The organism is Parviterribacter kavangonensis (genome assembly GCF_056863335.1).
Window position 1 is genome coordinate 476500 of the sequence record NZ_JBXPJA010000002.1, and the last position, 26485, is coordinate 502984.

The 26485-nt window shown below is 73.1% G+C and carries 20 protein-coding genes; 11 read left to right on the forward strand and 9 right to left on the reverse strand.

The features are described from left to right. Window positions 1–6 precede the first annotated feature (6 nt). The gene (locus tag AC1UE4_RS18110) at window positions 7–1014 is read left to right on the forward strand and encodes an ABC transporter substrate-binding protein (RefSeq protein WP_482918706.1); all 1008 of its coding nucleotides are present in this window, start codon (window positions 7–9) and stop codon (window positions 1012–1014) included. A gap of 30 nt (window positions 1015–1044) precedes the next feature. Here AC1UE4_RS18110 and AC1UE4_RS18115 read toward each other — a convergent pair whose 3' ends face one another. From AC1UE4_RS18115 to AC1UE4_RS18145, 7 genes are all read right to left on the reverse strand, one after another. Then, entirely contained in the window at window positions 1045–2388 is a 1344-nt protein-coding gene (locus tag AC1UE4_RS18115) for an FAD-binding oxidoreductase (protein ID WP_482918707.1), read from the reverse strand. Between the two features lie 47 nt (window positions 2389–2435). After that, window positions 2436–4052 (reverse strand): helix-turn-helix domain-containing protein, encoded by a 1617-nt coding sequence (locus AC1UE4_RS18120; protein WP_482918708.1) that lies wholly within the window; start codon window positions 4050–4052, stop codon window positions 2436–2438. Window positions 4053–4078: 26 nt separating this feature from the next. Then, window positions 4079–4705, reverse strand: coding sequence for a DoxX family protein (locus tag AC1UE4_RS18125; RefSeq protein WP_482918709.1), 627 nt, complete (start codon window positions 4703–4705; stop codon window positions 4079–4081). 71 nt (window positions 4706–4776) lie between these two features. Further along, entirely contained in the window at window positions 4777–6336 is a 1560-nt protein-coding gene (locus AC1UE4_RS18130; RefSeq protein ID WP_482918710.1) for an MFS transporter, read from the reverse strand. Window positions 6337–6393: 57 nt separating this feature from the next. Further along, window positions 6394–7251, reverse strand: coding sequence for an aldo/keto reductase (locus AC1UE4_RS18135; RefSeq protein ID WP_482918711.1), 858 nt, complete (start codon window positions 7249–7251; stop codon window positions 6394–6396). A gap of 150 nt (window positions 7252–7401) precedes the next feature. Next, window positions 7402–10869: a DHA2 family efflux MFS transporter permease subunit gene (locus AC1UE4_RS18140; protein WP_482918712.1), complete on the reverse strand. Its 3468-nt coding sequence runs from the start codon at window positions 10867–10869 to the stop codon at window positions 7402–7404. A 16-nt stretch (window positions 10870–10885) separates the two neighbouring features. Further along, on the reverse strand, window positions 10886–11110 hold the full coding sequence (locus AC1UE4_RS18145) for a hypothetical protein (protein ID WP_482918713.1): 225 nt from the start codon (window positions 11108–11110) through the stop codon (window positions 10886–10888). Between the two features lie 103 nt (window positions 11111–11213). Here AC1UE4_RS18145 and AC1UE4_RS18150 point away from each other — a divergent pair, with 103 nt between their 5' ends. The 5 genes from AC1UE4_RS18150 (at window position 11214) to AC1UE4_RS18170 (ending at window position 18773) form a co-directional block, all read left to right on the forward strand. Further along, entirely contained in the window at window positions 11214–14015 is a 2802-nt protein-coding gene (locus tag AC1UE4_RS18150) for an ATP-binding protein (RefSeq protein WP_482918714.1), read from the forward strand. Window positions 14016–14047: 32 nt separating this feature from the next. Next, window positions 14048–14398 carry a hypothetical protein gene (locus tag AC1UE4_RS18155; protein ID WP_482918715.1) on the forward strand — a complete coding sequence of 117 codons (351 nt, stop codon included), beginning with the start codon at window positions 14048–14050 and terminating at the stop codon, window positions 14396–14398. Window positions 14399–14418: 20 nt separating this feature from the next. After that, on the forward strand, window positions 14419–16872 hold the full coding sequence (locus tag AC1UE4_RS18160) for an amidohydrolase family protein (protein WP_482918716.1): 2454 nt from the start codon (window positions 14419–14421) through the stop codon (window positions 16870–16872). A 67-nt stretch (window positions 16873–16939) separates the two neighbouring features. Then, a complete protein-coding gene (locus AC1UE4_RS18165) occupies window positions 16940–17401 on the forward strand; it encodes a MarR family winged helix-turn-helix transcriptional regulator (protein WP_482918717.1) in 462 nt (153 codons plus the stop codon). A 28-nt stretch (window positions 17402–17429) separates the two neighbouring features. Next, a complete protein-coding gene (locus tag AC1UE4_RS18170) occupies window positions 17430–18773 on the forward strand; it encodes an MFS transporter (RefSeq protein ID WP_482918718.1) in 1344 nt (447 codons plus the stop codon). Here AC1UE4_RS18170 and AC1UE4_RS18175 read toward each other — a convergent pair. Next, window positions 18757–19653, reverse strand: coding sequence for a hypothetical protein (locus tag AC1UE4_RS18175; protein ID WP_482918719.1), 897 nt, complete (start codon window positions 19651–19653; stop codon window positions 18757–18759). The two genes, AC1UE4_RS18170 and AC1UE4_RS18175, sit on opposite strands and share 17 nt — an antisense overlap. Window positions 19654–19815: 162 nt before the next feature. Here AC1UE4_RS18175 and AC1UE4_RS18180 point away from each other — a divergent pair, with 162 nt between their 5' ends. The 3 genes from AC1UE4_RS18180 (at window position 19816) to msrA (ending at window position 23989) form a co-directional block, all read left to right on the forward strand. Then, on the forward strand, window positions 19816–21723 hold the full coding sequence (locus AC1UE4_RS18180) for a beta-propeller domain-containing protein (RefSeq protein ID WP_482918720.1): 1908 nt from the start codon (window positions 19816–19818) through the stop codon (window positions 21721–21723). Between the two features lie 78 nt (window positions 21724–21801). Then, window positions 21802–23319, forward strand: coding sequence for a WS/DGAT/MGAT family O-acyltransferase (locus tag AC1UE4_RS18185; protein ID WP_482918721.1), 1518 nt, complete (start codon window positions 21802–21804; stop codon window positions 23317–23319). Window positions 23320–23341: 22 nt separating this feature from the next. Beyond that, window positions 23342–23989, forward strand: a complete 648-nt coding sequence (gene msrA / locus AC1UE4_RS18190; RefSeq protein ID WP_482918722.1) for a peptide-methionine (S)-S-oxide reductase MsrA — start codon at window positions 23342–23344, stop codon at window positions 23987–23989. Here msrA and AC1UE4_RS18195 read toward each other — a convergent pair. Further along, the gene (locus AC1UE4_RS18195; RefSeq protein ID WP_482918723.1) at window positions 23961–24821 is read right to left on the reverse strand and encodes a metallophosphoesterase; all 861 of its coding nucleotides are present in this window, start codon (window positions 24819–24821) and stop codon (window positions 23961–23963) included. The two genes, msrA and AC1UE4_RS18195, sit on opposite strands and share 29 nt — an antisense overlap. A gap of 99 nt (window positions 24822–24920) precedes the next feature. Between AC1UE4_RS18195 and AC1UE4_RS18200 the strand changes: the two genes are divergently transcribed. Next, the gene (locus AC1UE4_RS18200) at window positions 24921–25229 is read left to right on the forward strand and encodes a hypothetical protein (protein ID WP_482918724.1); all 309 of its coding nucleotides are present in this window, start codon (window positions 24921–24923) and stop codon (window positions 25227–25229) included. A 33-nt stretch (window positions 25230–25262) separates the two neighbouring features. Further along, the gene (locus AC1UE4_RS18205) at window positions 25263–26420 is read left to right on the forward strand and encodes a baeRF10 domain-containing protein (protein WP_482918725.1); all 1158 of its coding nucleotides are present in this window, start codon (window positions 25263–25265) and stop codon (window positions 26418–26420) included. The last annotated feature ends 65 nt before the right edge of the window (window positions 26421–26485 follow it).

Consider the following 26485-nt stretch of genomic DNA (forward strand, 5'->3'; position numbering starts at 1 on the left):
CACCCCATGAAGACCCCCATCCGCGTCCTGCTGGCGCTGCTCGCCGTCCTCGCGCTCGCGATGACGGCCGCGGCGTGCGGCGACGACGACGACTCCGGCTCCTCGGGCTCCGGCCAGGGATCGGGCGCCGACACGCAGTCCGCCGACACGAGCGGCGGCAGCGACAAGCTCATCCAGAAGGACTCGGCCAACGGCGGCAAGACGATCACCATCGGCTCGAAGAACTTCCCGGAGCAGTACATCCTCGGCGAGATCTACGCGCAGGCGCTGAAGGCGGCGGGCTTCACGGTCAAGAAGCAGCTCGACCTCGGCGCCGAGCAGGTCGCGTACAAGGCGCTGAAGAACGGGACCGTCGACGCGTACCCGGAGTACACGGGCACGGCGCTGACGTCGTTCTACAAGGTCAAGACCGACGACGTCCCGCGTGACCGCCAGCAGGCGTTCGACCAGCTGACGCAGGACGCGGCGAAGGACGACATCACGCCGATGCCGCAGACGCCGTTCGAGAACACCTACAAGGTGACCTCGACGAAGGCGACGGCCGAGAAGTACGGCAACCCCAAGACGCTGACCGACCTCGTCGCGAAGGCCGGCAACAGCGTGAAGCTGAGCGGCTTCCCCGAGTGCCGTCAGCGCACGGACTGCTACCTCGGCCTCAAGGCGAAGTACGACTGGGCGCCGAAGTTCGTGTCGAGCCAGGGGCAGTACGCCGACCTGGACGGCAAGGACGCCGACTTCACGATGGGCTTCAGCACCGACGGCCCGCTGTCAACCGGCAAGTACGCGACGTACGAGGACGACCAGGGCCTGTTCCCGCCGTACTTCGTGACGCTCCTGACGCGCAACGACGCAGCCGAGAAGCTGGGCCAGAGCGGTCAGGACGTCATCACGAAGATCCAGGAGCCGCTGACCGAGGAGGTCATGCAGGAGCTCAACTCGCGGGTCACGATCGACAAGGAGAAGCCCGAGGACGTGGCCGCGGAGTACCTCAAGGAAGCCGGATTCGTGCAGTAGCACCGGTTCGCGCGACGTGCGGCCGATCTACTACGGCCGCACGTTCGCGCAGGACCGCAGGACGTTCTCCGGGTCCCAGCGGCGCTTCAGCGCCTGCAGCCGCGCGTACTTCTCCGGGCCGAACGCCGCGCGCAGGCGGTCGGTCCCCTCGTCCTCGATGAAGTTCGGGGCGATCGCGGGCATGCCGAACGGCGCCATGGCGTCCGCGGTCCCGCGCGCCCACGCGATGTTGCGCTCGTCGTCGCTCGCGTCCTCCCACATGCCGAACGCGAACCAGCAGTGGCTCGCCGACCGCGCCCCAACCGCGGTGGCGGCCTCGTCGCGGCGCGCGATCGCGCCGCCCTTCGGCTCGATGACGACCTGCGTCAGCGGCGACGGGCAGGCGTCGTGCGCCGTGACGAGCGCGTCGATCGCCGCGTCGGTGAGCGCCGGCACGTTCTCGGCCTTCCAGTACTCGCGCATGCCCCACGGGACGACGGGCTCGAGCATCCGCTGCGCCTCGACGTAGGGCAGCGGCTGGACGGTGTCGACGACCGGGGTCCCGAGTGCGCGCAGCTCGTCGGCGTGCGCGATCCCGCCCGCCTCGTCGCCCGACCAGACGACGAACATCCCGGCGACGCGGGCGCCGTCCGGCGCGGTGACGAGCGCGACCGCCGTCCCCGCGAGCTCGCCGGCCGCGTCCATGTGGTCGCGCCAGCCGCGCAGCACCGCCGCCCGGTCGGCGTCGGCGAACATGAGCATCCCGCCGTGGACGACCGGGCCGACCGGGTGGAGCCGCAGCTCGACCGCCGTCACGACACCGAAGTTCGCGCCGGCGCCGCACAGCCCCCAGAGCAGCTCGGGGTCGCTGTCGGCGGTCACCCGGAGCGCCTCGCCGTCGACCGTCACGAGCTCGATCGCCTCCACGTGGTCGCCGGTGAGGCCGAGCCGGCGCTCGAGCCAGCCGCTGCCGCTGCCGAGCGCCTGGCCGACGACGCCGGTCGTCCCGTCGCGCCCGCCCGTGACGGCGAGACCGTACGCCTGCGTCGCCGCGTCGAGGTGGCGCCACAGCGCGCCCGCCCCGGCGCGTACGACGCGGCGCGCCGGGTCGACCGCCACGTCGCGCATCGGCGAGGTGTCGATCACGAGCCCGCCGTCGGCGATCGCGTAGCCGGCGACGTGGTGCCCTCCGCCACGGACGCTCACGGGCAGGCCGCGGTCGCGCGCGTGGCGCAGCGCGATGGCGACGTCGCCGGGGCCGGTGACGCGCGCGACAGCCGACGGACGCCGGGCGTGCATCGCGTTGTGGATCGTCGTCGCGGCGGCGTAGCCGACGTCGGTGGGCTCGAGCAGCTCGCCGCGGAAGCCGCGGGGCGGGAGGGAGAGGGTCGTCATGCCGCGATGCTCCGCCCGCCGCCGGGCCCGAGCATCGGGGAGCTCACCTACGTGCCTACGGGTCCTTCGCGCAGCGCGTAGGCCGCAGCCTGCGCGCGCGAGCGCAGGCCGAGCTTGCCGAGCACGCTCGCGACGTGGTGCTCGGCCGTGCGGCGGCTGATGACGAGCCGCGCGGCGATCTCCGGGTTGCTCAGGCCCTCGGCCAGCAGCGCGAGGACCTCCTGCTCGCGCGCCGTCAGCACATCGCGCCCGGCCCCGCGCGGCGCGGCGCGGCCTCCGCGGCCGAGCCGGCGCAGCAGTGCGGCCGCCTCGTCGGCGTCACGCCGCGCGCCGAGCCGCTCGAACGTCCGGCACGCGGCGGCGGCATGGCCCTCGGCGAGCGGCGACCCGGCGTCCGCGTGCGCGTGCGCCAGCAGCAGCCGGGCGCGCGCCTCCTCGAGCGGCATGCCGAGGCCGCCGAACTGCTCGACGGCGACCTGCAGGTGCGCCTCGGCCTCCGGGCCGGTGGCGGCGACGCGGGCGGCGGCGAGCTCCGCCACGCCGACGAGATCCGGCCGGCCGAGCTGGCGCGCGAGCTCCGTGAGCGCGTCGACCGCGGTCCGCGCCTCGTCGCGGTCGCCGCGCGCGAGCGCGACGTCGATGCGCAGCGCCAGCAGCGTCGACTGCTCGGCGGGCGCGGTCCACGACGCCTCGAGCCGCGCGCCGACGAGCGCGGCGGCGACCTCCGGCTCGCCGCGGCGCAGCCGAAGCTCGACCGCGGCGGCCGTCGCCTCGGGACGGTCCTCGATGCCGGCCAGCAGCGCCTCGGCCTCCTCGAGGCGGTCCTGGCGCAGGCGCAGCTCGGCGAGCCGCGCGAGCGCGGTCGTCGTGTCGCCGGCGCCGGTGCCGATCGCCTCCTCGAGCACGCGCTCGGCGCGCGCCCAGTCGCCGGTGCGTGTCAGCACGCCGGCGTAGATCGCGCGGCACCAGGAGCGCGCCGGGACGTAGTCGTGGCGGTCGGACCACTCGACGACCAGCCGGCACCAGTCGATCGCGCGCGGCAGGTCCGCGAAGCGTTCGCACGCGACGAGCGTGGTGCAGCAGGCGTCGCCGACGCAGAGCCACTCCGTCGGCTCGCCTCCGAGCGCGGCGGCCATCGCCTCGTCGAGCAGCGCCATGCCGCCCGGCGTGTCGCCGAGCGCGGTGCGCGCGAGGCCGAGCTGCGCGAGCGCGGAGATCTCGACGTCGGCGCTGCTCGTCTCGCGGGCGACGGCGAGCGCGCGCTCGGCGTGGTCGGCGGCCTCGGCCGGCGTCGCCGCGCGCTTGGCCTCCTCGACGGCGAGCCAGCCGTGCTCCGGCAGCGGGCCGGCGCCGTCGAGCAGGCGGCGCGCCCGGGCGAGCCACCCGTTCGCGGCCGCCGCGTTGCCGTCGATGCGGTGCTCGCCGGCGAGGTACGTCGCCAGCCACGCCGCCCGGCGCACCTCGCCGCGGCGGCGGTACGCGGCGTACGCGCGCGTGCGGTGCTCGATGCCGGCGGCGCGATCGCCAAGCGTCCAGAGCGCCTCGCCGAGGACGTCGAGCGCCTCGGCGTCGCCCGGATCGGCCGCGAGCGCGGCCTCGGCCGCCGCCCGCGCCGCCTGCCAGTCACCGGCCTGCAGCGCGTCCCGGGCGGCGGTCCTCTCCACGCGGCGATCGTAGTCGCCGTCGCGGGTCAGCGCGGGTCGGCGGGGACCCCCGGGCGCTCGCGCCGCGCGACCGCGTCCTCGTCGTCGCGCGCGAAGCGCGCGTCGTCGGCGGAGGCGGTCGCCGCGACCGGCTCGCTTCCCGGCGCCGGGGCCGAGCGGCCGCGGGCGGAGCCGGCCGCCAGGTGGGCGCCGAGCGCGCCGAGGGCGCCGGCCGCGAGCGCGGCGAAGGCCCAGCCCGCGCCGGTGATGTCGGTCATCCAGCCGAGGGCGTCGTCGAGCGAGACCTGGCCCGGCCCCGTGCCCGCCAGCGCGAACGCCACGGCGATGAGCACCGCGTTGTACTCGTAGCCGTTCTCGGTCGCCCACGGGCCGTTCTGCAGATGCACCGTGGTGATGGCCACGAGCATCACGGCGATGATGATGGCCGCGGCGAGCGGCGTCAGCAGCCCGAGGATCAGCAGCGCGCCGCCGATGACCTCGCCCCAGCCGGCCGCCAGCGCGTTGCGCCGGCCCGGCTTCATGCCGATCGAGTCGAAGAAGCCCGCGGTGGCCTGAAGACCGTGGCCGCCGAACGACCCCCAGAGCTTCTGCGCTCCGTGGCCGACGAAGAAGACGCCCACGACGACGCGCAGGACCAGTAGTGCGAGCTCCATGCAGCTTTCCTCCGGGAAGGTGGTTCCTTCCTTGTCGATACCCGCATTGGTTGTACGCACACGTTCCGAGTTCAGGCGAGCGCGATGTCGGCGGAGCTCGACGCGACCGGATCCGGCCTTCGCGCCATGCGGAAGCTCTGCAGGAGCCCGAGCAGAGCGGCGAGGACCGGGATGAGCAGCGCGACCTGCAGCGCCAGCGGCCGGGCGTCGGTGTTGATCCGGACGATCTCCTCGCGGATCTCGGGCGGCTGGCCGGCGAGCTGCTGCTCGAGGTTGGTGTTGCTGAGGACCTGCGCGTCGTCCTCGAGCGCGTCGGCGACCTGCTGCTGCGTCGCGGCGGGCAGGACGTCGCTGTCCTTGGCCATGTCGGTGAAGACGATCGACAGCGTCGCGAGCAGCACGGCGCCCGCGACGGCGAGGCCGACCGACAGCCCGAACGAGCCCGCGGCCGAGTTCACGCCCGCCGCCTCGGAGACGCGATCGTCGGAGATGGGGGAGAGCGTGAAGTTGTTGAGCTGCGAGACGAGCAGCCCCAGCCCGGCGCCGGCGAACAGCAACGGGATGGTGAGCGCCCAGCCCGTGCCGGCGTCCGGGATGACCGCCAAGAGGCCGCCGAGGCCGAGCAGCAGGAGCACCCAGCCGGCCCGGATGAGGGTCGCGGGCCTGCGCTTCCCGGCGCGCTTGCCCGCCAGCAGCGCCACGCCGAACATCGTCAGCGACATCGGCGACATCGTCAGGCCGGTCTCCAGCGCGTTGAGCTCCTGCACCATCTGCAGGTAGATGGGCAGCGTGATCATCAGCCCGCCGAGGGCGAGGTTCTGCATCAGCTGCGACGAGATGCCGAGGCGGAACAGGTCGTGGCGGAAGAGCCCCGGGTCGAGCAGCGTCGGCTTTCCCTGACGCTTGCGGCGCATGAGCCACCACCCGAGCGCGGCGAGCCCGGCCGCGCCGATCGCGAGCAGGAGCCCGACGCGGTCGCCGCCCTCCTGCCAGACGAGGACCCCGACGACCAGGCCCGACATGCCGACCGCGGACAGGACCGCGCCGACGACGTCGACCGCGCGCGACCCCGTGTACGGCACGTCGTTGACCAGCCCGAGGCCGCTGAGGACGATCGCGATGACGACGACCTCGAGCAGGAAGCCGACGCGCCACGACAGCGCGGTCGTGAGGAAGCCGCCGAGCAGCGGCCCGATCGCCGCGGCGATCGCGGAGGCCGCGCCCACCGCCGCGTAGGCCTTCTTCTGCGCCGTGCCCTCGAAGTTGCCGTGGATCAGCGACTGCATCGCCGGCAGCAGCAGCGAGGCGCCGAAGCCGCCGATGACCGCCCAGAAGACGAAGATCGCCATGACGCTCTGCGCGAGCGTCATCGCCAGCGCGCCCAGCGCGTAGCCGAGCAGCCCGATCACGAACGCGCGCTTGCGGCCGATGAGGTCGCCGACCTTGCTCCCGATGAGGATGAACGCGGCGGAGACGAGCGCCTCGAGCGCGATCGCGGCCTGGACGCTCGACACGTCCGTGTCGAGGTCCTCGACGACCGCCGCGATCGACACGTTCATGAGCGACGTGTCGACGACGAGCACGAACATCGCCATCGACAGCAGGACTGCGAGGCGGCCGCTCCCGTTCATGGGCGGCCAGCCTCGCGCGACGCGCGGTGGCGCGCGTCGTCCGAATCGGATGATCCGTCAGCCGGCGGCGCGGTTGAGGCGCTCGACCTCGTCGTCGGTCAGCTTCAGCTCGGCGGCGGCGACGTTCTCCTCGAGGTGCTCGACCGATCCGGTGCCGGGGATCGGCAGCATCACGGGCGAGCGCTGCAGCAGCCACGCGAGCGCGATCTGACCGGGCGTCGCGTCGTGCTGGTCGGCGAGCTCGTGCACCGGGCCGCCGGGCTTGGCGAGGTCGCCGGCGGCGAGCGGGAACCAGGGGATGAACCCGATGCCCTGCTCCTCGCAGTAGTCGAGGACGTCCTCGGCCTGGCGGTTGGCGACGTTGTAGAGGTTCTGCACCGTCGCGACCCGGATGACCTCCTGCGCGGCCTTGATCTCCTCGACGGAGACCTCGGAGAGGCCGAGGTGAACGACCTTGCCCTCGTCCTGCAGCTCCTTCATGACGCCGAACTGCTCCTCGCGCGGGACGTCCGGGTCGATGCGATGCAGCTGCCAGAGCGGGATCGCGTCGAGCCCGAGCCGCCGCAGGCTCATCTCGCAGCCCTGGCGCAGGAACTCGGGCTTGCCGCAGATCGGCCAGACCTGCGGGCCGGTGCGCAGCAGGCCGCTCTTCGTGGCGACGGTGATGTCGTCGTACGGATGGAGCGCCTCGTGGATGAGCTCCTCGGAGACGTAGGGGCCGTAGGACTCGGCGGTGTCGATGAAGTCGACGCCCAGGTCGGGCAGGCGCTTGAGCACCGCGATGGCCTTGTCGTGGTCGGCGGGCGGGCCCCAGATGCCGGGGCCGGTGATGCGCATGGCGCCGAAGCCGAGGCGGGTGACCTCGAGCTCGCCGCCGATCTTGAAGGTGCCGGCTCCCGTTGCGGTCGCAGTCATGCCTTCGACGCTACCCACCGGCGCGCGGGCCACACGGAGCGCCTGGCGTCTGCCGCTGGTCGCGCTCGTCCACGGGTTCGGCGCTGAACGAGGAGTTGGGCCGGCCGTGGACGTCGTCCACACGCCGGCCCAGCCACCTGGACCTCGTGCTCAGGCCTGTGTCGGGGTCGTCCACGGCTCGACCTCGAGGCGCAGACGGCTGCCCGCAAGGGGGCGCGGCGTCCACCACGCCCAGCGGCCGAGCAGCTGCATGACCGCGGGGACGAGGACCATGCGGACCACCGTCGCGTCGATCAGGATCGCGCCCGCGAACCCGACGCCGATCAGCTTCAGGTTCACGTCGGCGCTCAGCACGAAGGCGCCGAAGACGGCCACCATGATCGCGGCCGCCGCGGTGATCACCCCTGCGGTACGGACGAGGCCGTCGACGACGGCGTCACTCGCACGTGCCCGTCCGTTGAGTGACTCGCGGATCCGCGACAGCAGGAACACCTCGTAGTCCATCGAGAGCCCGAAGAGCACCGCGAACATCATCACCGGCACGAACGGCGGCACCGGTGTCGGCTCGTGGATCCCGAGCAGCTCACCGAACCAGCCGCCGCGGGCTGCCGCCGCGACCAGACCGAACGCCGCCGCGACCGAGAGCAGGTTCAGGAGCGCCGCCTTGATCGCCACCAGGGGCGCGCCGAAGGCCAGCACGAGCAGCACCAGGGAGAGGGCGATGACCCCGCCGATGAACACAGGCAGACGCGACGCGATCATCTGGCTCTGGTCCACGAGTGAGGCGGTGGTGCCGCCGATGCTTGCCTCCACACCGCTAGCGGGGACGATCTCGCTGCGCATCCGCTCGAGGAGCTCTTCGGTCGAGGCCGATTGCGGCGCGCCGGTGGGGGTCAAGGCCAGCAACGCCGTCTCGCCCCCGTCGCTGACGACGGGCGCCGACACGGACTGCACACCCGGATCGCGGGCGATCGCCGACGCGAGCTCACGCAGCCGCTTCTCGCCGGGATGCTCGGCCACGACCAGGAGCGGTCCGGCGGCGCCGGGGCCGAACCCGTCGGCCACGAGCTCGTACGCGGCGCGGGTCGTCGTGCCCTGCCGATCATTGCCGGCGTCCGGGTAGTTGAGCCGCATGCCGAGGGCGGGTACGGCCAGCGCGGTCATCACCACCAGGCCGGCGACCAGCAACACGATCGGCCGGCGCTGCACGAGCCGGCCCCAGCGCCGAGCGCGCGGTGACTCCCCGTGCGAGCGCCGCTTGATGGGCAGCCGCTCCACGCGCCGGCCGAGCATCGCGAGAAGCGCGGGCAGCAGCGTGACGGAAGCGAGCATGACCACCGCCACCGCGGCGATCGCACTGAGCGCGACGCCGTGGAGGTACGTCAGCCCGACCAGGAACAGGCCGAGCAGAGCGATGATCACCGTCGTCCCGGCCACGAGCACGGAGCGACCAGCCGTGGCGAGGGCCTCAGCCGTCGCTGCGCGCGGATCCGCGCCGCGGGCGAGGGCGGCCCGGAAGCGCGTGACGATCAAGAGCGCGTAGTCGATGCCCACCCCGATCCCGATCATCGCCGCCACCGACGATCCCCAGTCAGGGACATCGACGAGCGCCGCGAGCAGCGCGATCACGGCCGAGGAGACGCCGAGGCCGAAGAGCGCCGTCGCGAGCGGCATCGCGGCCGCGACGAGCGTCCCGAACGTGAGCACGAGCACGATCGCGGCGACCGCGAAGCCGATCGTCTCCGAGGACACCTCCTGGCGCTGCCCCCGTGCGACGACGAGACCACCGAGCTCCACGCGGACGGCTGTCACGCCGGCGAGCTCGACGAGCCGCTCCGCCGTCGCTGTCGGAACGTCCTCGGGGTTGCGCTTCGACAGCGGGAGCTGCAACAGCGCGACGCGGCGGTCCGGCGACACCCGGGCCGAGGCGGCCGGCGGGGCCGTGCCGATCCCCTCGAGCCGAGCGGCGGTCGCCAGGAACCGGTCCACCTCCTCGAGCACGTCCGGCGCCCGCACGTCGCGTGCCTGCCAGACGACGTCGACGGAGTTCGGCGACATGTGCGCGAAGCGCTCCGCGATGCGGTCCCCGGCCGCCTTGGACTCGGAGCCCGGCGTCGCGTAGTCCGCCGACCACTCGCCGCCCGCCGCGGCGGCCGCGAAGCCACCGGCCACCAGCACGAGCGCCCACAGGGCGACGACGCGGCGCCGGAACCGGAACACAACCGCGCCCAGCCGGGCGAGCGGTGCCGGCCGCGGGGGTCGCGGCTGCCCCGGGATCAGCAGCGTCACGACCGCGCCGACAGCGACGACTGCGGCGCCCACGAACACGCCCGAGCGCATCCCGTCCACGTACGTCTCACCGTTCTCGAAGCCTCCGGTGGCCGCGAACACGGAAGCCAGGACGGCGACGCCCAGCGCACCGCCAACCTCGCGGATGGTGGCGTTCGCACCGGAGGCCTTGCCGGCCTGCTCAGGTGACACGGCGCCGAGGACGACATTGGCGACCGGTGCGAAGAAGAGTCCCATGCCGGCACCGGAGATCACGAACGGCAGCACCAGCGCGCCGTAGGACACGCCCGGTTCGGTCACCGCCGCCTGCCAGGCGAGCCCGAGGGCCTGAAGCGCGAGCCCGGCTGCCATCAGCGGACGTCCGCCGATTCGGTCCGACAGCGAGCCGGCGATCGGGGCGACGACCATCGGCATCAGCGTCCACGGCAGCAGCCGCAACCCGGCCTCGAGCGGCGAGAGCCCTTGCACGGTCTGGAAGAACTGCGTCAGCAGGAAGATCGCGCCGAACATCCCGAACGACATGAGCAGTCCTGCTGCGTTGGCCGCCGAGAAGGAGCGGCTTCGGAAGAAACGCATCGGCAGCATCGGCTCGGCCGTTCGCAACTCCCAGATGACGAACGCGACCAAGCCCGTGACGCCGAGCGCGAGGCTCGCCAGGACGCTCCGGCTGCCCCAGCCGTCGCCGTTGCCGTGAACGATGCCCCAGACGAGGGCGAGCAGGCCACCGCCGGCGAGGACGAGCCCGACGACATCGACGCTGCGGTCCGAGCCGTGGCTCTCGTCGAGATAGCGCATCGCGAGCGGCACCAGCGCGAACCCGATCGGGACGTTCAGCCAGAAGATCCACTGCCACGAGATGCCCTCGATGACGAGGCCGCCCACGAGCGGGCCGCTGGCCACCGCGACACCGCCGATGGCACCCCAGAGCCCGATGGCCGCACCGCGTCGCTCGGGTGGGAAGGTGTTGCTGAGGATCGTCAGCGTGAGCGGCATGACGAGCGCCGCGGCGACGCCCTGGATCGCTCGCGACGCGATCAACAGGCTCATGTCTGGAGCAAGGGCGGCAGCGGCCGACGCCGCGGTGAACAGCGACACGCCGATGACGAGCATCCGTCGGCGCCCGAACCGGTCACCGAGCGCGGCCCCCGTGAGCAGGAACGCGGCGAAGCCGAGGGTGAAGGCGTTGACGGTCCACTCGAGCTGTTCGAGGGACGCGTTCATGTCGGCCCGCAGCACGGGGAGCGCTGTGGAGACGACGAGGTTGTCGAGGGTGACCATGAAGACCGCGATCGACGTGATCGCGAGGGTCCAGATCAGCTTCGGTCGCATGTCTGTTTCCTCCGAGTCAGCGGCGTGCCGCCGCATAGGCGAACGGGTGGTGGAAGGCGTCCAGCGCGTCGTGGCCGGCGACATCGAAGTCGAGGTGGCCGCCGAGGCGGTGGTCGGTCACGGCGACATTGACGCGGTCGCGCGAGCGGCTCCAGAGGAGCGTGATGGCGAGCCCGTCACCCTCGCGGTGGCTGAGCTCCTTCCAGTCGTCGATGGCGCTGGCGATGAAGGTGTCGGTCATGCGCCGATGCTGGACCGGGCCGCCGAGCGCCACCACGTGCGGCCACCGAAGGAAATCCCGAACACTTTCCTCTCCGCCGGGACCCGATGCGTAGAGTCGCTCCATGGCGCTGCTCGAGCGCGAGCAGGAACTCGAGGCCGTGTCGGCGGTGCTCTCGGCCGCTTGCGGCGGCGGTGGCCGGTTCGTGGCCGTGGTAGGCAACGCCGGGATCGGCAAGACGGAGCTGCTCGCGGCGACGCGGGCACACGCCGCCGAGATGGGCATGCGGATCCTCGCGGCGCGGGGAAGCGAGCTCGAACGCGACTTCGCGTATGGCCTAGTCCGTCAGCTCTTCGAGCCGGAGCTCATGCGCACCGAGCCCAACGACAGGGCGCGGCTGTTCGCGGGTGCCGCGGCTCGTGCGGAGCCGGTCTTGGCGGGCGCCCTCGCCGCCCCGACCACGGCGGACACCGCGTTCGCGCTCCTGCACGGCCTCTACTGGCTGACGATCAACCTGACCGATCACGGGCCGCTGCTGATCGCCATCGACGATCTGCAGTGGGCGGACGGAGCGTCACTTCGCTGGCTCGCGTATCTGGCGCACCGGATCGTGGGCGTGCCCGTGGCTGCGGTGGCGGCGACTCGACCGGTCGGAGCCGATGCGGACGCAGCCTTCCTCGAGTTGCTCGCGGACCCGGCGACGGTGACCGTGCACCCGCGCCCGCTGAGCGCGGCGGCGACGGCGGAGATGGCGCAGTCGCGCCTCGTGCACGGCGGGGCCCTGGGGACCCAGTTGCACGAGGCCACCGGCGGGAACCCGCTGCTGCTGCGCGAGTTGCTGGGCGCCCTCGCCCACCAGCCGCTCCCCGCCGAACCGCAGGCCGTGGCGGACCACGCCCGGCAACTGGCGCCCCGGGTCGTCGCGCGGCGGGTCGGGCTGGAGCTCGCGAAGCTGGGCCGGGATGCCGCGCGCCTGGCCGCGGCCGTTGCGACGCTCGGCGACGATGCCGACCTCGAGGTCGCGGCGCGACTGGCCGATGTGGAACTCGCGGCGGCCGAGGACCACGTGACGAGGCTCGTCAGCGCCGACATCCTGCAGCCCGGATGGCCGCTGCGTTTCGCGCACCCGCTGATCCGCCAGGCGATCTACGAAGGGCTCCCGCCCGGCGAGCGGGGTCGCCTCCACGCGCAGGCGGCCATGCTGCTCGCAGGAGGTGCCGTCGAGCGTGTCGCGGCGCAGCTGCTGCGCGCACCTGCGAACTCCGTGCCGAGTGCCGTCCCGGTCCTGCGACAGGCGGCGCGCGACGCGATGGGCGCCGGCGCTCCAGACAGCGCAGTGGCGTACCTCAAGCGCGCCCTCGGCGAGTCGGTCGACCCCGGCGTCCGGGCCGACATGCTGCTCGCGCTGGCCGATGCGGAGGGGAGAGCCGCCGCCCCCGAAACGGCGGAGCATCTGCGGGAGGTGCTGCCGCTGCTCGACGATCCCGGGCGTCGCACCCAAGCGCGCCTCACGCTCGCCCGAGCCTTGTTCTGGCGGTCGCGCGAGGAGGAGGCGCTCGCCGAGATCGAGGCAGCTCGTACGGACGCGCCCGACGGGCCACTCGCTCATGCGCTCGAGGTCGAGTACCTGTCCGCGGCCCTGCGCGTGCCGGGCCGGCAGGTCGCCGCCTTCGCCAGAGTCGACGCGCTCGCGCCGACCGACGCTGACGAGACCGGACGGCTGCTGTGCGCGATCAAGGCGTACGGAACGGCGGTGCGAGGCGAGCGGCGAGCGGAGGCGGTGGACCTGGCACGGCGGGCGCTGGCCCGCGGTCTCACCACCGAGGACGCTCCGCCGTGGGCGTACTGGGGCGCCGTCTCGACGCTGTTGCTGGCCGACGAGTTCGACGATGCGCTCAGCGTCACCGACGAGGCGCTGGCCGGCGCGCGCCGGCGCGGCGCCGTCTACCTCTACTCCGGGGCCTCGATGGTCCGGGCATCGCTGCTGCGCGCGCGCGGCGCATTGGTCGACGCCGAGGCGGACGCCCGCGCGGCCGTGGACGCCATGCCGAGCCGCGGCGTGATGATCATGCCGCTCGCCTATGGCGAGCTCGCCGCGGTGCTCGTCGAACGCGGCCGGCTCGCCGAGGCCGCGGATGCCCTGCGACAGGCGGGCGCCGACGGGCCGCTGGCCGCAGATTTCGGCGGCATCAACCTGCGGCGCGCGCGGTCTGCGCTGCGCCTTGCCCGGGGGGACGCCGCGGGGGCTATCGCAGACGCGCGCGCATGCGGCGAGGCCTTCGCCACGGTCGGTTTCACGAACCCTGCCGGCGCGCACTGGCGCAGCGAAGCGGCGCTGGGACACCTTCTGGCCGGCGACGCCGATGCTGCGCGTGAGCTCGCGCGCGAGGAGCTCGAGCGCGCGCGCCGCTGGGGCGCACCGCGCTGCATCTCTCGCGCCCTGCGGGCACTCGGCCTCGCGACCAAGGACACCGACACGCTCGCCGAGGCGGCCGCCGTGCTCGACGGCAGTCCGGCGGCCCTCGAACGCGCCCGCGCGCTCGTCGAGCTCGGCGCTGCATTGCGGCGCGCGCAACAGCGGGTCGAGGCGCGCGCTCAGCTCCGGGCCGGACTCGACGTCGCGATGCGCTGCGGGGCGGCCGCGCTGGTCGAGCGCGCACGCGAAGAGCTCATCGCCGCGGGCGCGAAGCCCCGCTCCACCGCGTTGTCTGGCGTGGAGTCCCTGACGCCGAGCGAGCGCCGCGTAGCTGGCATGGCCGCCGAGGGAATGAGCAACCGGGAGATCGCTCAGGCCCTCTTCGTCACCGGCCGCACTGTCGAGATGCACCTGAGCAACGTCTTCCGCAAACTCGACATCGGCTCGCGGACGCAGCTCGTCGACGCACTCACGAGCCGCGCCGCACAGGTTGCCGCCCTCGCCGACTGAGATCTTGGGGGGGTGACCGCCGCCGCGCGGGGGTGCTGTGGCCGACCGGTGCGGCGCGCGACGCGTTCGAGCTGCATCCGGTCGCGTGGCGCTTCGAGGCCGGGCACGTCGCGAAGCTCGAGCTGCTCGACAACGACGCGCCGTTCGGGCGGCCGTCGAACGCGCCGTTCTCGATCATCGATCCGCGACGCCGCCGGGTGGTCGTGCGCGTCGACGGGCGCCGCGTGCGGGTGCGGCGCCACCGCGCGGTCGTCGACCTCCGCGGCAAGCCGCGCAAGGTCGTGCGCGTGACGATCCGCGGCCGGACGGCGTCGGGCCGCCGCGTCGAGCGCGTGCGCCGGTACCGGACGTGCACCCCCGGGAACCGGCGCACCGCGCGGTAGGAGGCGCTTGGATGCCCGGCATGCGTCGCCCGGCCCGGCTTCTCCTCGTCCTGCTCGCGTTCGGCCTCGTCGCCGCCGCTCCCGCCGGGGCGTCGAACGCCCGCTACGAGCTCGTCCACGGGTGCTACGGCCTCGAGACGGGCGGCAAGTTCGCGGTCAAGGACGCGACGGGCTACGCGCTGTCCGCGGGTGCGGTCGGCGGCGCCGAGCCGTTCCGCATGCAGGCCACCGCGCTCGGCAAGTACCTGCTCTACGGCCGGGCGAAGGACTTCCTGAGCGGGGCGAACGGGAGCGTGGCGAGCGCGGCGCAGCCGAGTGACGACAGCGACTGGAGGGTCGAGGGGGACGGCCCGTTCACGCTCTCGCTCGCCAACGGCAAGGCGCTCGGCGTGACCGGCGGCCGGCTCGCTCTCGTCGACAAGGCGAACGCGGCGCCGTTCCGGTTCGCCGCGGCCGAGGGCTGCCCGCAGTACCCGGAGTCCGAGGTCGACGCGACCGGCGAGGGTGCGACCGGCCCGACGCCCTGGGGCGAGGTCTCGGGCCTCATCGACGCGCACATGCACCACATGGGCTTCGAGTTCCTCGGCGGCGGCGCGCACTGCGGCAAGCCGTGGGACCGCTTCGGCGTTCAGTTCGCGCTCGTCGACTGCCCGGACCACATGACGGGCCTGGCGCCGCTCGAGACCGCCCTGGGCGGGAAGGAGCGTCACGACCCGGTCGGCTGGCCGACCTTCAAGGACTGGCCGGCGTGGTACTCGCTGACGCACGAGCAGAGCTACTGGAAGTGGCTCGAGCGCGCGTGGCGCGGCGGCCTGCGCGTCTTCGTCAACCTCCTCGTCGACAACAAGGCGCTCTGCGACCTGTACGTCGTCGGCAGGAAGCACAGCTGCAACGAGATGGACACCGTGCGGCTCGAGTACAAGCGCATCTTCGAGCTGCAGGACTACATCGACGCGCAGTACGGCGGGCCGGGCAAGGGCTGGTACCGGATCGTCAAGTCGCCGTTCGAGGCCCGCAAGGTCATCAACGAGGGCAAGCTCGCGGTCGTCCTGGGGATCGAGGTCTCGCAGCTCTTCGACTGCAACGTCGTCAACGACGTCCCCACCTGCGACAAGGCGCAGATCGACCGCCAGCTCCAGGAGGTCTACGACATGGGCGTCCGCGACATGGAGCTGATCAACAAGTTCGACAACGCGTTCGGCGGCGTCGCGGGCGACGACGGCGAGACGGGGCTCATCGTCAACCAGGGCAACCGCAAGGAGACCGGCCGCTACTGGCAGCTTCAGCAGTGCGCCGAGGGTGCGCCGCACGACCACACGCAGCTCTCCGCGTCGCCCGACCACAACACCGATGCGCTGATCGGCAACGGGCTCGGGCAGCTGCTGCCTCCCGGCGCGCTCCCCGTCTATCCGCAGGGGCCGCACTGCAACATGCGCGGCCTCAGCTCGCTCGGCGAGTACCTCGTCACGAAGATGATGGACAAGGGGATGATCGTGGACCCCGACCACCTCTCCGTGCTCGCGCGCCAGCAGCTGCTGAACCTGCTCGAGGCACGGCGGTACTCGGGCGTGATCTCGAGCCACAGCTGGTCGACCGAGGACGCCTACCCGCGGATCTACGAGCTCGGTGGTGTCATCACGCCGTACGCCGGCAGCTCGACGTCCTTCGTCAAGCAGTGGAAGGAGCGCAAGGCGGTGCGCGACGACCGCTTCTACTGGGGCTTCGGCTACGGCGCCGACATGAACGGCTTCGGGTCGCAGGGCGCGCCGCGGGCGGATGCCGACAAGAACCCGGTCACGTATCCCTTCAAGTCGTTCGACGGGAAGGTGACCTTCGACCGCGTTCGGACAGGCGAGCGGACCTGGGACATCAACAAGGACGGCGTCGCCCACTACGGCCTGTACCCCGACTGGATCGAGGACCTCCGCAAGATCGCGGGCGACGAGATCATCCGCGACATGGGACGCGGTGCCGAGGCGTACCTGCAGATGTGGGAGCGCGCCGAAGGCGTCCCGAACCGCCGCTGCCAGCCGGCGCGCACGCGGTTCCGAGCCGATCGCTTCGGCCTGCTGCGCCTCGGCGTGTCGCCCGAGGTCCTCCTGCGCGATGCCGGCCAGCCGTTCACGCGTGGCCCGCGAGTCTGGACGTGGTGCGTGCCGGGCCGGGCGTCGCTGCCGGACGACGGCAAGGTCACCGCGGTCCTCGCGCCCGACGGGACGACCGCGCTGATCTCGTCGAGCGGGCCGGAGAACACGGCGCTCGGCGTCGGCCGCGGCGATCGCGTGTCGCGGCTGCGCGGCAAGGGTGCGAAGCGGTTCGGCCGGACGATGCGGATCAAGCGCATCGCCGGCGGCGCCGCCTTCGTCTGGGGCGTCCGCAAGTCCCGCGTCCGCTGGGTCGCGCTCGTCCCGAAGTCGATCGCGCGCAAGCCCGACGTCCTCCGCGGCTACCTCCGCCTCGCGAAGCTCCGCTAGCCAAGCCCCTCCGGCGCCCTCGGCCCGGTCTCTCCGGCGCCGCGATGGTTAGCTATGCTAGTTAGCAATGGCAACCATCCCGCGTCAGGCTGCTCAGCTTCGTCTCGCGATCACGCGGACGGCGCGGCGGATGCGCCAGGAGGCCGGGGGAGGGCTGAGCCCGACGCTCACCGCCGCGCTCGCCACCGTGGATCGCCACGGCCCGCTGACGCCGAGCGAGCTCGCCACGCGCGAGCGCATCCAGCGCCCGACGGCGACGCGGCTGATCGCGAGGCTCGAGCAGGACGGCCTCGTCGTGCGGACTGCCGACCCCGCCGACCGCCGCTCCTGCCTCATCGCCACCTCGCCCGAGGGCCACGAGCTGCTCGAGACCGTGCGGACCCGGAAGGACGCGTTCCTCGCCGAGCAGCTGCGCGGCCTGTCGCGCGACGACCGCGAGACGCTCGAGCGCGCCGCGGAGATCCTCGCGCGGATGCTCGAAGACGGGGCGCGCAGCGCGGACGATGGGCGCCGCGGAGGTGCCGCGTGAAGGTTGCGCCGCTCACGGAGGTCTTCGCGTGACGGCGGCGCTTCGCCGTTCGGTCGGCTCCCTCCACGTCCCGAACTACCGCCGGTACTTCGGCGGCCAAGTCGTCTCGATCACCGGCAACTGGGTGCAGACGGTGGCCGAGATGTGGCTCGTCGTGAAGCTGACGGGCAGCGGCGCCGCGGTCGGGCTGACCGCCGGGCTGCAGTTCCTCCCGATCCTCCTCTTCGGCGCGATGGGCGGCGTCATCGCCGACCGCCACGACAAGCGGCGGCTGCTGATGGTCACGCAGGCGCTGATGGTCGTGCCGCCCGTCGTCCTCTGGGCGCTGACCGCCAGCGACGTGGTGACGCCGCTCATGGTCTACGCGCTCGTGCTCGCCCGCGGAGCGATCCTCGCGATCGACAACCCGACGCGGCAGAGCTTCGTGATCGAGCTCGTCGGCCCCGACCGCGTCGTCAACGCGGTCTCGCTGAACAGCGTCATCGTCCACACGTCGCGCATCCTCGGCCCCGCGCTCGCGGGCACCGTGATCGCGGTCTTCGGCGTGGCGCCGTGCTTCCTCATCAACGCCGCGTCGTTCCTCGTGATGATCGTAGTGCTCCTGCGGCTCGTGCCGGCGGAGCTGCAGCCCGCGCCGCTCGCCGGCCGGGGCCGCGGCCAGATCCGCGCCGTCGTCGGCGAGGTCCGCCGGCGGCCCGAGCTGCGGATCCCGCTGGCGATGATGGCCCTCGTCGGGACGCTCGCCTTCAACTTCCAGGTCCTGCTGCCGCTCTTCGCCGAGTTCACCTGGCAGGGCACCGCCGGGACGTACGCCGCGCTCACGAGCGCGATGGGCGCCGGATCCGTCATCGGCGCCCTCGCTGCGGGCGCCCGCAACCGCGTCACCCCCGCGGTGCTGGTCATCTCCGCCGCCCTGTTCGGCGTCGCCCAGCTCCTCGCCGCCGGAGCGCCCTCGCTTGGCTGGCAGCTCGCCGCCCTCGTGCCCCTCGGCGCAGCCAGCGTCACCTTCGCCGCCGGCGTCAACTCCGCGCTGCAGCTCGAGGCGCAGGGCCCGCTCCGCGGCCGCGTCATGGCGCTCTACTCGGTCATCTTCCTCGGCTCGACGCCGATCGGCGCGCCGGTCATCGGCTGGCTCGCGCAAGTCGCCGGCCCCCGGTCCGGCCTCCTCGTCGGCGCCGCGGCCTGCTTCGCCGCCGCCGCCTACGCCCGCGCGGCGTACGCGCGCCAAGACGCCGCGAGTGGGGGCGAGGAGGTCACCGCCGAGGAGGTCGTCGCCGCGGCTGAGACCTCTTGCGCGCGGAGGTCTCGGGGCGCCGCGGCTTCTTCGCGGGCGGGCGGGGCCGCTCGGGCTCGGTCTAGAGCCCCTGCGTGATCCGGCCGGACGGCGTGGCGATGAAGCCCTTGCCGCTCTTGGTGAACGCGGACCACTGCAGGCCGGCGGCGTCGATCAGGACCATGTAGCCGAAGGACGCGGGCTTGCCGCCGGTGCGGCGGCCGATCGCAGAGACGAGGCGGCGCGGCGCGGAGAGGTTGACCCTCCGCCAAGGGAACGTCGTCAGGCCGGGCGGCCGCGGCGCGGTGGTGATCACGTCCGCCTTGCCGTCCCAGCGCTTCTGCGCGATGACGAGCTGCGACCCGCGCACCGCCTGGACCTGGACGCTCTGGGCGTCGACGCGCAGGAAGCGCAGGTCGCCGCCGCCGACCGCGCGGCGCAGGTCGCGCACCGCGGGCGCGAGGTTCCCGCGGAGCAGCAGCGACTGCTTGTCGAACCCCTCCGGCGGCGACGCGGGCGTCTTCCCGCCGGAGCCCCCGTCGAGGTCGGGGAACGACGGGATCGTCACCGACTCGACCTTGTCCTTGACGTCGTTGATCACCGGGATCGCGATCGACGCGCCCACGCCCAAGACGATCAGGAACGTCAGGAGCCGGAACACGCGGAACGTCGGGAAGCCCCGCGACCGCCGCGGCGCCGGCGGCGGAGCCGGAGACGCCTGCGTCTGCGCCGCCCACTGCGCCGGCGTCGCGATGACGACCGGGGAGGCCGGCGGCGCCGGCGGAGACTCGGCGAGCGGAGATCCCGCCGTCATGACCGGCGTGTCGCCGAAGGCCTCTTCGACCGGCTGCGGCGGAGGGGCGTCCTCACCGGCGGGGACGGCTGCGACGGAGCTCTCGCCGGCGGGCCCTTCGTTCCAGCCCATCTCGGCGAGCGGGTCCTCGCCCTTCTCCCGGCCGAAGGCGTCGCGCTCGTCCATCCTGCCGAGCATCTCCGATCCCCACGAGAGCACGCAAGGGGTCAGGCACCGTGCGTGCATCACCGCCCGCTGCACGCACGGTACCTGACCCCGTCGTTGCGTGTGACGGGCGCTGCGCTTCCGCGTAGTGTCATCAGAACGACCATGCGATCCACGTCACGGATGACCGCCGCCGCCGTCCTCGCCGCCGCTCTGCTCGCGGCGCCCGCCGCCGACGCGGCGACGAAGCGCAAGCCCCACCAGCCCGTCCGCCTGAAGGCGTTCGCCTCGTGCGCGGGCCTGACGAAGTACGCGCGGGCTCACGCGGTCCGCGACATGGGCATCGGGCGGCGGACCGTCCTTCCACCGTCGGACGTCGTCGGCATGCCGATGCCCGCGACGGGCGACAGCGAGGGCTCGACGTCGGCGCCGACGCCGACGGCCGCGCCGCTCGAGGCCGGCAAGGACTACTCGGGCACCAACGTGCAGGAGCAGGGCGTCGACGAGCCGGACATCGTCAAGACCGACGGCCGGACGCTGTTCGCGCTCGCCGGCGGCAAGGTCCAGGCGGTCGCGCTGACCGGCGGAGCGCCGAAGCTCGCGAGCGCGCTGACGCTTCCGGACAGCGGCTACGGCCAGCAGCTGCTGCTGCGCGGCGACCGCCTCGTCGTGATCTCGTCGAGCTACGGCTACGTCGGCATCCCCGAGCCGATGCCCGCCCCGGCGCCGACCACCACGACGGCGGAGCCCGCGCCGAACCAGTCGACGGCCGCCTCGCCGCCCGCGCGCGCCGCGACCTCGATCCCGTACGTCCCCGGCGACCCGAAGACGACGCTCACCGAGATCGACGTCAGCGACCCGGCGGCGATGCGGATCGTCAAGACGGTGACCGTCGACGGCACCTACCTCGACGCGCGCATGGCCGGCGCCACCGCCCGGCTCGTCGTCAACGCCGTCCCGCGAGCGCTGCAGCTCGACACCGTCAAGGAGGTCCGCGCGGCGCCCGCGAAGGCCTGGCTGCCGCGCACCGTCACCACCAGCCGCAAGGGCCGCAAGCTCTACCAGCGCGCCGTCAGCTGCGACGACGTCCGCCACACCCCGCGGTTCTCCGGCCTCGACGCGCTCACCGTCCTGACGCTCAACCTCGACAAGGGCATCACGCCCGTCGACACCGACGCGCTCTACACGAACGCGAGCATGGTCTACGCGTCCCCGAAGGCCTTCTACCTGACGTCGCAGCGCTGGACGGACAAGTCGGAGACCGCGCTGCACAAGTTCGACGCGACCGACGCCGGCGAGACGACGTACGCGGGCAGCGGCGTCGTCGACGGCACGGTCCTCAACCAGTACGCGATGTCCGAGCAGGACGGCCGCCTGCGCGTCGCCACGACGACGCCCGAGGCGAACGCAGGAGCCGGGGAGAGCCGCGTCACGGTCTTCCAGCCCTACGGCAACGCGCTCGCGCGCATCGGCGAGGTCACCGGCCTCGGCCACGGCGAGGAGATTTACGCCGTCCGCTTCATCGGCGACACCGCCTACGTCGTGACGTTCCGCCGCACCGACCCGCTCTACACGATCGACCTCTCGAAGCCCTCGCAGCCGCGCGTGGCGGGCGAGCTGAAGATCCTCGGCTACTCGGCGTACCTGCATCCGATCGGCGACGACCTGCTGCTCGGCGTCGGCCAGGACGCGACCGAGGAGGGCCGCGTGCAGGGCGCGCAGGTCTCGCTCTTCGACGTCCGCGACCCGGCGAACCCGACGCGGCTCGCACAGCGCAAGCTCGGCCAGTACGCGCAGTCCGAGGCGGAGTTCGATCCGCACGCGTTCCTGTGGTGGCCGGCCGCGTCGCTCGCGGTGCTGCCGATCGCCCAGTACGCGGACGGCGCGTCGTTCGTCGGAGCGGTTGGGCTGAACGCCTCGCGCGCCGGCGGCATCACCGAGGCGGGCCGCGTCCAGCACGACCCGTCGTACCCCGTCCGCCGCTCGCTCGTGGCGAACGGCCGGCTCTACACCGTCTCGGACGCCGGGGTCCGCGCGAGCACGCTCGACGACCTGTCGCCGACGGGCGCGGTCACGTTCGCGACGCGCTAGCGCACGAAGCCGCGTTCGTGACACGATCCTCCGGGGCAGAGCAAGCCCGGAGGGCCGGACGACGGGAGAGGACCTGAGATGCGGCAGCTGACGAGCCTGGATGCGCAGTTCCTGGCGATGGAATCGCCATCGACCTACGGGCACGTGTCGGGGCTCGCGGTGTACGACCCGTCGACGGCGCCGGGCGGGGAGCTGACCGCGCAGGACTTCTGCCGCCTGATCACCGAGCGCCTGCACCTCCTCCCGCCGTTCCGCTGGAAGCTCGTCGAGGTGCCGCTCGGCATCGACCACCCGTACTGGATCGAGGACCCGGACTTCGACATCGACTTCCACGTCCGCGAGACCGCCGCGCCGCCGCCCGGCAACGACCGCGCGCTCGCCGAGCAGGTCGCGCGCATCGTCGCCCGGCCGCTCGACCGCCGCCATCCGCTGTGGGAGCTCTACGTCATCCACGGCCTCGAGGGCGGCAAGGTCGCGACGCTCACGAAGATCCACCACGCCGCCGTCGACGGCGTCTCGGGGGCGGAGATCCTCAGCGTCCTGCTCGACATGACGCCCGACGGGCGCGACGTCCCGCCGCCGCCGCCGGGCGAGGTGGGGGAGCAGGCGCCGGGCCAGCTCACGATGCTCGGGCGCGGCCTCGCCGGCCTGCCGCTCCAGCCGGTGCGCGCGCTGCGCCACCTGCCGTCCACCGTGCCGAGCCTCGCGGACATCCCCGGCGCGCAGGGCGTGCCCGGCGTGCTGCCGATGGCGCGGGCGGCGTCGCGCGTGCAGCGCATGATCACGGGGTCGAGCGAGACGAAGCTCATCGGCCCGCGCCCGGTCCGCGTCCCGCGGACGCGGTTCAACGGCCCGATCTCGCAGCACCGGCGCTTCAGCTTCGGGTCGCTGTCGCTCGACCGCATCAAGGCGATCAAGAACGAGATGGGCATCACCGTCAACGACGTGGTCGTCGGGCTCGTCGCGACGGGGCTGCGCCACTGGATGATCGAGCGCGACGAGCTGCCGGAGGACCCGCTCGTCGCGATGGTCCCGGTGTCGGTGCGCACGCTCGAGCAGATGGGCACCTTCGGCAACCGCGTCTCGGTCATGAGCGTGCCGATCCCGACCGACGTCGAGGACCCGCGCAAGCGGCTCATGCAGGCGCACGACACGATGCGGATCGCCAAGGACCGCTTCAAGGCGCTGCCCGCCTCGCTGCTGCAGGACGCGACGCGGTTCATCCCGCCGGCCGTCTCGGCGCGCGCGGCACGGGCGACGATGCAGATCACCGCGCGGGCCGCCCCGCCGCTCAACCTCGTGATCTCGAACGTGCCGGGCCCGAGCTACCCGTTGTACTCGGCGGGCGCCCAGCTCGAGGCCAACTTCCCGGTGTCCGTCATCACCGACGGCGTGGGCCTCAACGTGACCTGCCTGAGCTACCTCGACCACGTCGACTTCGGCATCGTGGTCGACCGCGACATGGTCGACGACGCGTGGCCGCTGATGGACGCGATGAGCGAGGCGCTGAACGAGCTCGACGAGACGATCTGCGGGCGCAAGAAGGAGAAGGCGCGCCCCCGTTCACGGACGAAGCAGCGCGTACCCAGCGCTTAGGTTCGGCTTCTAGCCTCGGGCCATGTTCTTCACGCGTCAGAAGCTCCGCACCCCCGCGGCCGGCGAGGCGCTGCCGGGCCGCGAGAGCGAGATTCCCACCTCGAGCACCCACTTCGTGCTCGGCACGCCGATCAAGCCGCCGTTCCCCGACGGGCTGGAGCAGCTCGTCGTCGGCATGGGCTGCTTCTGGGGCGCCGAGCGCATCTTCTGGGAGACCGAGGGCGTCTACACGACCGCCGTCGGCTACGCGGGCGGCGCCACGCCGAACCCGACGTACGAGGAGGTCTGCTCGGGCCTCACCGGCCACACCGAGGTCGTCCTCGTCGTCTTCGACCCGAAGGTCGTCTCGGCCGAGCAGGTGCTCGGCAAGTTCTGGGAGGGCCACGACCCGACCCAGGGCATGCGACAGGGCAACGACGTCGGCACGCAGTACCGCTCCGCGGTCTACGTGACCGGCGACGAGCAGCGCGCGCTGGCCGAGCGGACCCGCGACGCCTACGCCGACCGCCTCCGCGCCGCCGGCTACGGCGACGTCACGACCGAGATCGCCGAGGCCGGGCCGTTCTTCTACGCCGAGGACTACCACCAGCAGTACCTCGCGAAGAACCCGAACGGCTACTGCGGCATCGGCGGCACGGGCGTCAGCTGCCCGATCGGCCTCTCGGCCTGAGCTTCAGCACCACGACCTCGGGCGGTGCCCCGAGCCGGACGGGGAACCCGCTCTGGCCGACGCCGCGCGTGATGTACAGGTGGCGGCCGTCCTCGACCACGTGGCCGCCCGCGTACCGCTCGCCGTAGCGCGACGGGATCCACCGGCGGCGGACGAGCGGCACCGCCACCTGGCCGCCGTGCGTGTGGCCGCTCAGCGTGAGCGACACGCGCGGCGGCACCTCGGGGAACGTGTCGGGGTCGTGGCTGAGCAGCAGCACCGCGGCGCCGTCCGGCACCTTGCGCAGCGCCGCCTCGAGATCGGGGCGACGGTCGCGGGTGTCGGCGAGCCCCGCTACCCACACCTCGCCGGGCCGCGGCAGCACGCGCACGGCGTCGTTCTCCAGCACGCGCACCTTCGCCTGCTGCAGCGCCTGCCACATGCGCGGGCCGTCGTGCTTCCAGTCGTGGTTGCCCAGCACGCCGACGGTGCCGCGCTTGCCGCGCAGGCGGCCGAGCTCGGCCGCGACGTCCTCGGGCGCGACGGCGCCGCCGAGCGTCACGTCGGGGTCGACGTAGTCGCCCAGCAGCACCGCGAGGTCCGGCTTGCGCTTCAGCGCGACGTCGACGACCTTCGCGATGCGATCGACGTCGACGTGCGGGCCGCCGGCGTGGAGGTCGCTGACGAGCACGAGCTTGAAGCCGTCGTGCTCGGCCGGCCAGCCCGGCACGCGCAGCGTCTTGCGGCGCACGACGATGCGCCGCGGCTCCACCAGCAGCGCCCAGCCCGCGACGGCCGCGCCCGCCGCGGTGGCGAGGCCGAGCAGCCGAAGGGGCGAGAGACGCCAGGACACCGCGACGCGGCTACCCGCCGTTCCGTCACACGACACTTCGCCGCTCCGCCCCGCAGCCACCCCGTTCCGTCCCGCCGTGCCCGGGGTAGCGTCCACGCCATGGCAGAGCGAACCCCCGATGACGACTTCGTCCGCGAAGAGGAGGCCGCCGCGGCGGCCGATGCCGGCCGTATCGGCGGCCGGGCAGGCGACGAGGACGAGTTCGACGACGCGATGCGTCCCGTCTACGAGGCGGGCGGCGGCGAGGCCGAGGGCTTCGAGCTTGCCGAGGCGGATCTCGTCGACAACGCGACGCACAGCGACGGCCGCGGCGACCCGCTGAGCGACGCCTTCACCGGCGAGGTCGAGAGCGACCGCTCGACGGCCGAGTACGGCGAAGCCGACGACGAGGAGCCCGACGACCAGTAGTGAGGTGCGTAGCCGCCGGGTAGCGCCAGCGGCATGCCCTCCATGCAGACCTCGGACGTCAGCCGGGACCGCCTCCAGCGCCTTGCGAGCCTCCAGGCGCCGGGGGGCGCCCGGGTCCTCTCCCTGTACCTGAACCTCGACCCGTCGGCGAACCTCGCCGCGGGCGAGAACCGCCGCACGGCGGTGACGTCGCTGCTCGACGAGGCGCACCGCGCGGTCGAGGGCGTCGACGGGCTCGACCACGACGCGCGGACCGCGCTGCGCGGCGACGTCGACCGTGCGCGCTCCGAGCTCGACGCGAACCTCGGCGACGACTGGGCCGAGGGAGCGCACGCGCTCGCGCTCTTCGTCTGCGGACCGGCCGATCTGCTCGAGGTGGTCAAGCTGCCGCGGCCGGTGGACTCCCGCGTGTTCATCGCGGACCGGCCGGCGATCGAGCCGCTTGCCGAGATCGGGACGAACGACCGCTGGGCCGTGCTCCTCCTCGACGGCGACGACGCCCGACTGCTCGAGGGCTCCGGCGACCGCCTCGAGGAGGCGCGCTGGATCCGCGACGACCACCAGGGCCGCTCATCGAAGGGCGGCATGTCCGCACGTCGCTACGAGCGCTCCATCGGCATGGAGGAGCGGGAGTTCCTCCGCGGCGCGATCGACATGCTCGGCGAGGCCGACCGCAAGCGGGCGTACACGCGCATCTTCGTCGGCACGCAGGAGCACCGCTACGGCGAGTTCGACGGGCTCCTGCCCAACGAGCTGCGCGACAAGATCGCGGCCCGCTTCGACGCCGGTGCGGACTGGGAGTCGGCCGAGAGCATCCGCGAGAAGCTCGAGCCGCTGCTGCAGGTCGAGCAGACGCATCGCGAGCGCGAGGCGCTCGACCGGGTGGAGAACCCGAAGACCGGCATCCGCGGGATCGCCGACATCCTGCCCGCCCTGTACGAGCGCCGCGTCGCGACGCTGGTGCTGGAGCCGGGCGTCGAGCACCCCGGCGTCGTGTGCCCGAAGTGCCGCTGGGCATCGGCCGAGGAGCGCGGCACGTGCCCGGTCGACGGCGAGGTCATGCAACCGCACCCGAACCTGGTCGAGTGGGCGGTCGAGCTGGCGTTCGAGCAGGACGCCGACGTGCTGCCGCTGCGCCATCATGACGACCTCGCCGACCACGACGGCGTCGCCGTCGCGCTTCGGTTCTGAGCGCGCGTCAGCGAGCGTTGGCAACCGCGCGCCGTGGCTCCCTGCGGCGCGCGGGACATGGGTAG

Excerpts from the sequence above, each read along its gene's own strand:
- AC1UE4_RS18110 (WP_482918706.1), top strand. The coding sequence starts at position 7 with ATGAAGACCCCCATCCGCGTCCTGCTGGCGCTGCTCGCCGTCCTCGCG.
- AC1UE4_RS18115 (WP_482918707.1), bottom strand. The coding sequence starts at position 2,388 with ATGACGACCCTCTCCCTCCCGCCCCGCGGCTTCCGCGGCGAGCTGCTC.
- AC1UE4_RS18125 (WP_482918709.1), bottom strand. The coding sequence starts at position 4,705 with ATGGAGCTCGCACTACTGGTCCTGCGCGTCGTCGTGGGCGTCTTCTTC.
- AC1UE4_RS18130 (WP_482918710.1), bottom strand. The coding sequence starts at position 6,336 with ATGAACGGGAGCGGCCGCCTCGCAGTCCTGCTGTCGATGGCGATGTTC.
- AC1UE4_RS18135 (WP_482918711.1), bottom strand. The coding sequence starts at position 7,251 with ATGACTGCGACCGCAACGGGAGCCGGCACCTTCAAGATCGGCGGCGAG.
- AC1UE4_RS18140 (WP_482918712.1), bottom strand. The coding sequence starts at position 10,869 with ATGCGACCGAAGCTGATCTGGACCCTCGCGATCACGTCGATCGCGGTC.
- AC1UE4_RS18145 (WP_482918713.1), bottom strand. The coding sequence starts at position 11,110 with ATGACCGACACCTTCATCGCCAGCGCCATCGACGACTGGAAGGAGCTC.
- AC1UE4_RS18150 (WP_482918714.1), top strand. The coding sequence starts at position 11,214 with ATGGCGCTGCTCGAGCGCGAGCAGGAACTCGAGGCCGTGTCGGCGGTG.
- AC1UE4_RS18160 (WP_482918716.1), top strand. The coding sequence starts at position 14,419 with ATGCGTCGCCCGGCCCGGCTTCTCCTCGTCCTGCTCGCGTTCGGCCTC.
- AC1UE4_RS18165 (WP_482918717.1), top strand. The coding sequence starts at position 16,940 with ATGGCAACCATCCCGCGTCAGGCTGCTCAGCTTCGTCTCGCGATCACG.
- AC1UE4_RS18175 (WP_482918719.1), bottom strand. The coding sequence starts at position 19,653 with ATGGACGAGCGCGACGCCTTCGGCCGGGAGAAGGGCGAGGACCCGCTC.
- AC1UE4_RS18180 (WP_482918720.1), top strand. The coding sequence starts at position 19,816 with ATGACCGCCGCCGCCGTCCTCGCCGCCGCTCTGCTCGCGGCGCCCGCC.
- AC1UE4_RS18185 (WP_482918721.1), top strand. The coding sequence starts at position 21,802 with ATGCGGCAGCTGACGAGCCTGGATGCGCAGTTCCTGGCGATGGAATCG.
- msrA (WP_482918722.1), top strand. The coding sequence starts at position 23,342 with ATGTTCTTCACGCGTCAGAAGCTCCGCACCCCCGCGGCCGGCGAGGCG.
- AC1UE4_RS18200 (WP_482918724.1), top strand. The coding sequence starts at position 24,921 with ATGGCAGAGCGAACCCCCGATGACGACTTCGTCCGCGAAGAGGAGGCC.
- AC1UE4_RS18205 (WP_482918725.1), top strand. The coding sequence starts at position 25,263 with ATGCCCTCCATGCAGACCTCGGACGTCAGCCGGGACCGCCTCCAGCGC.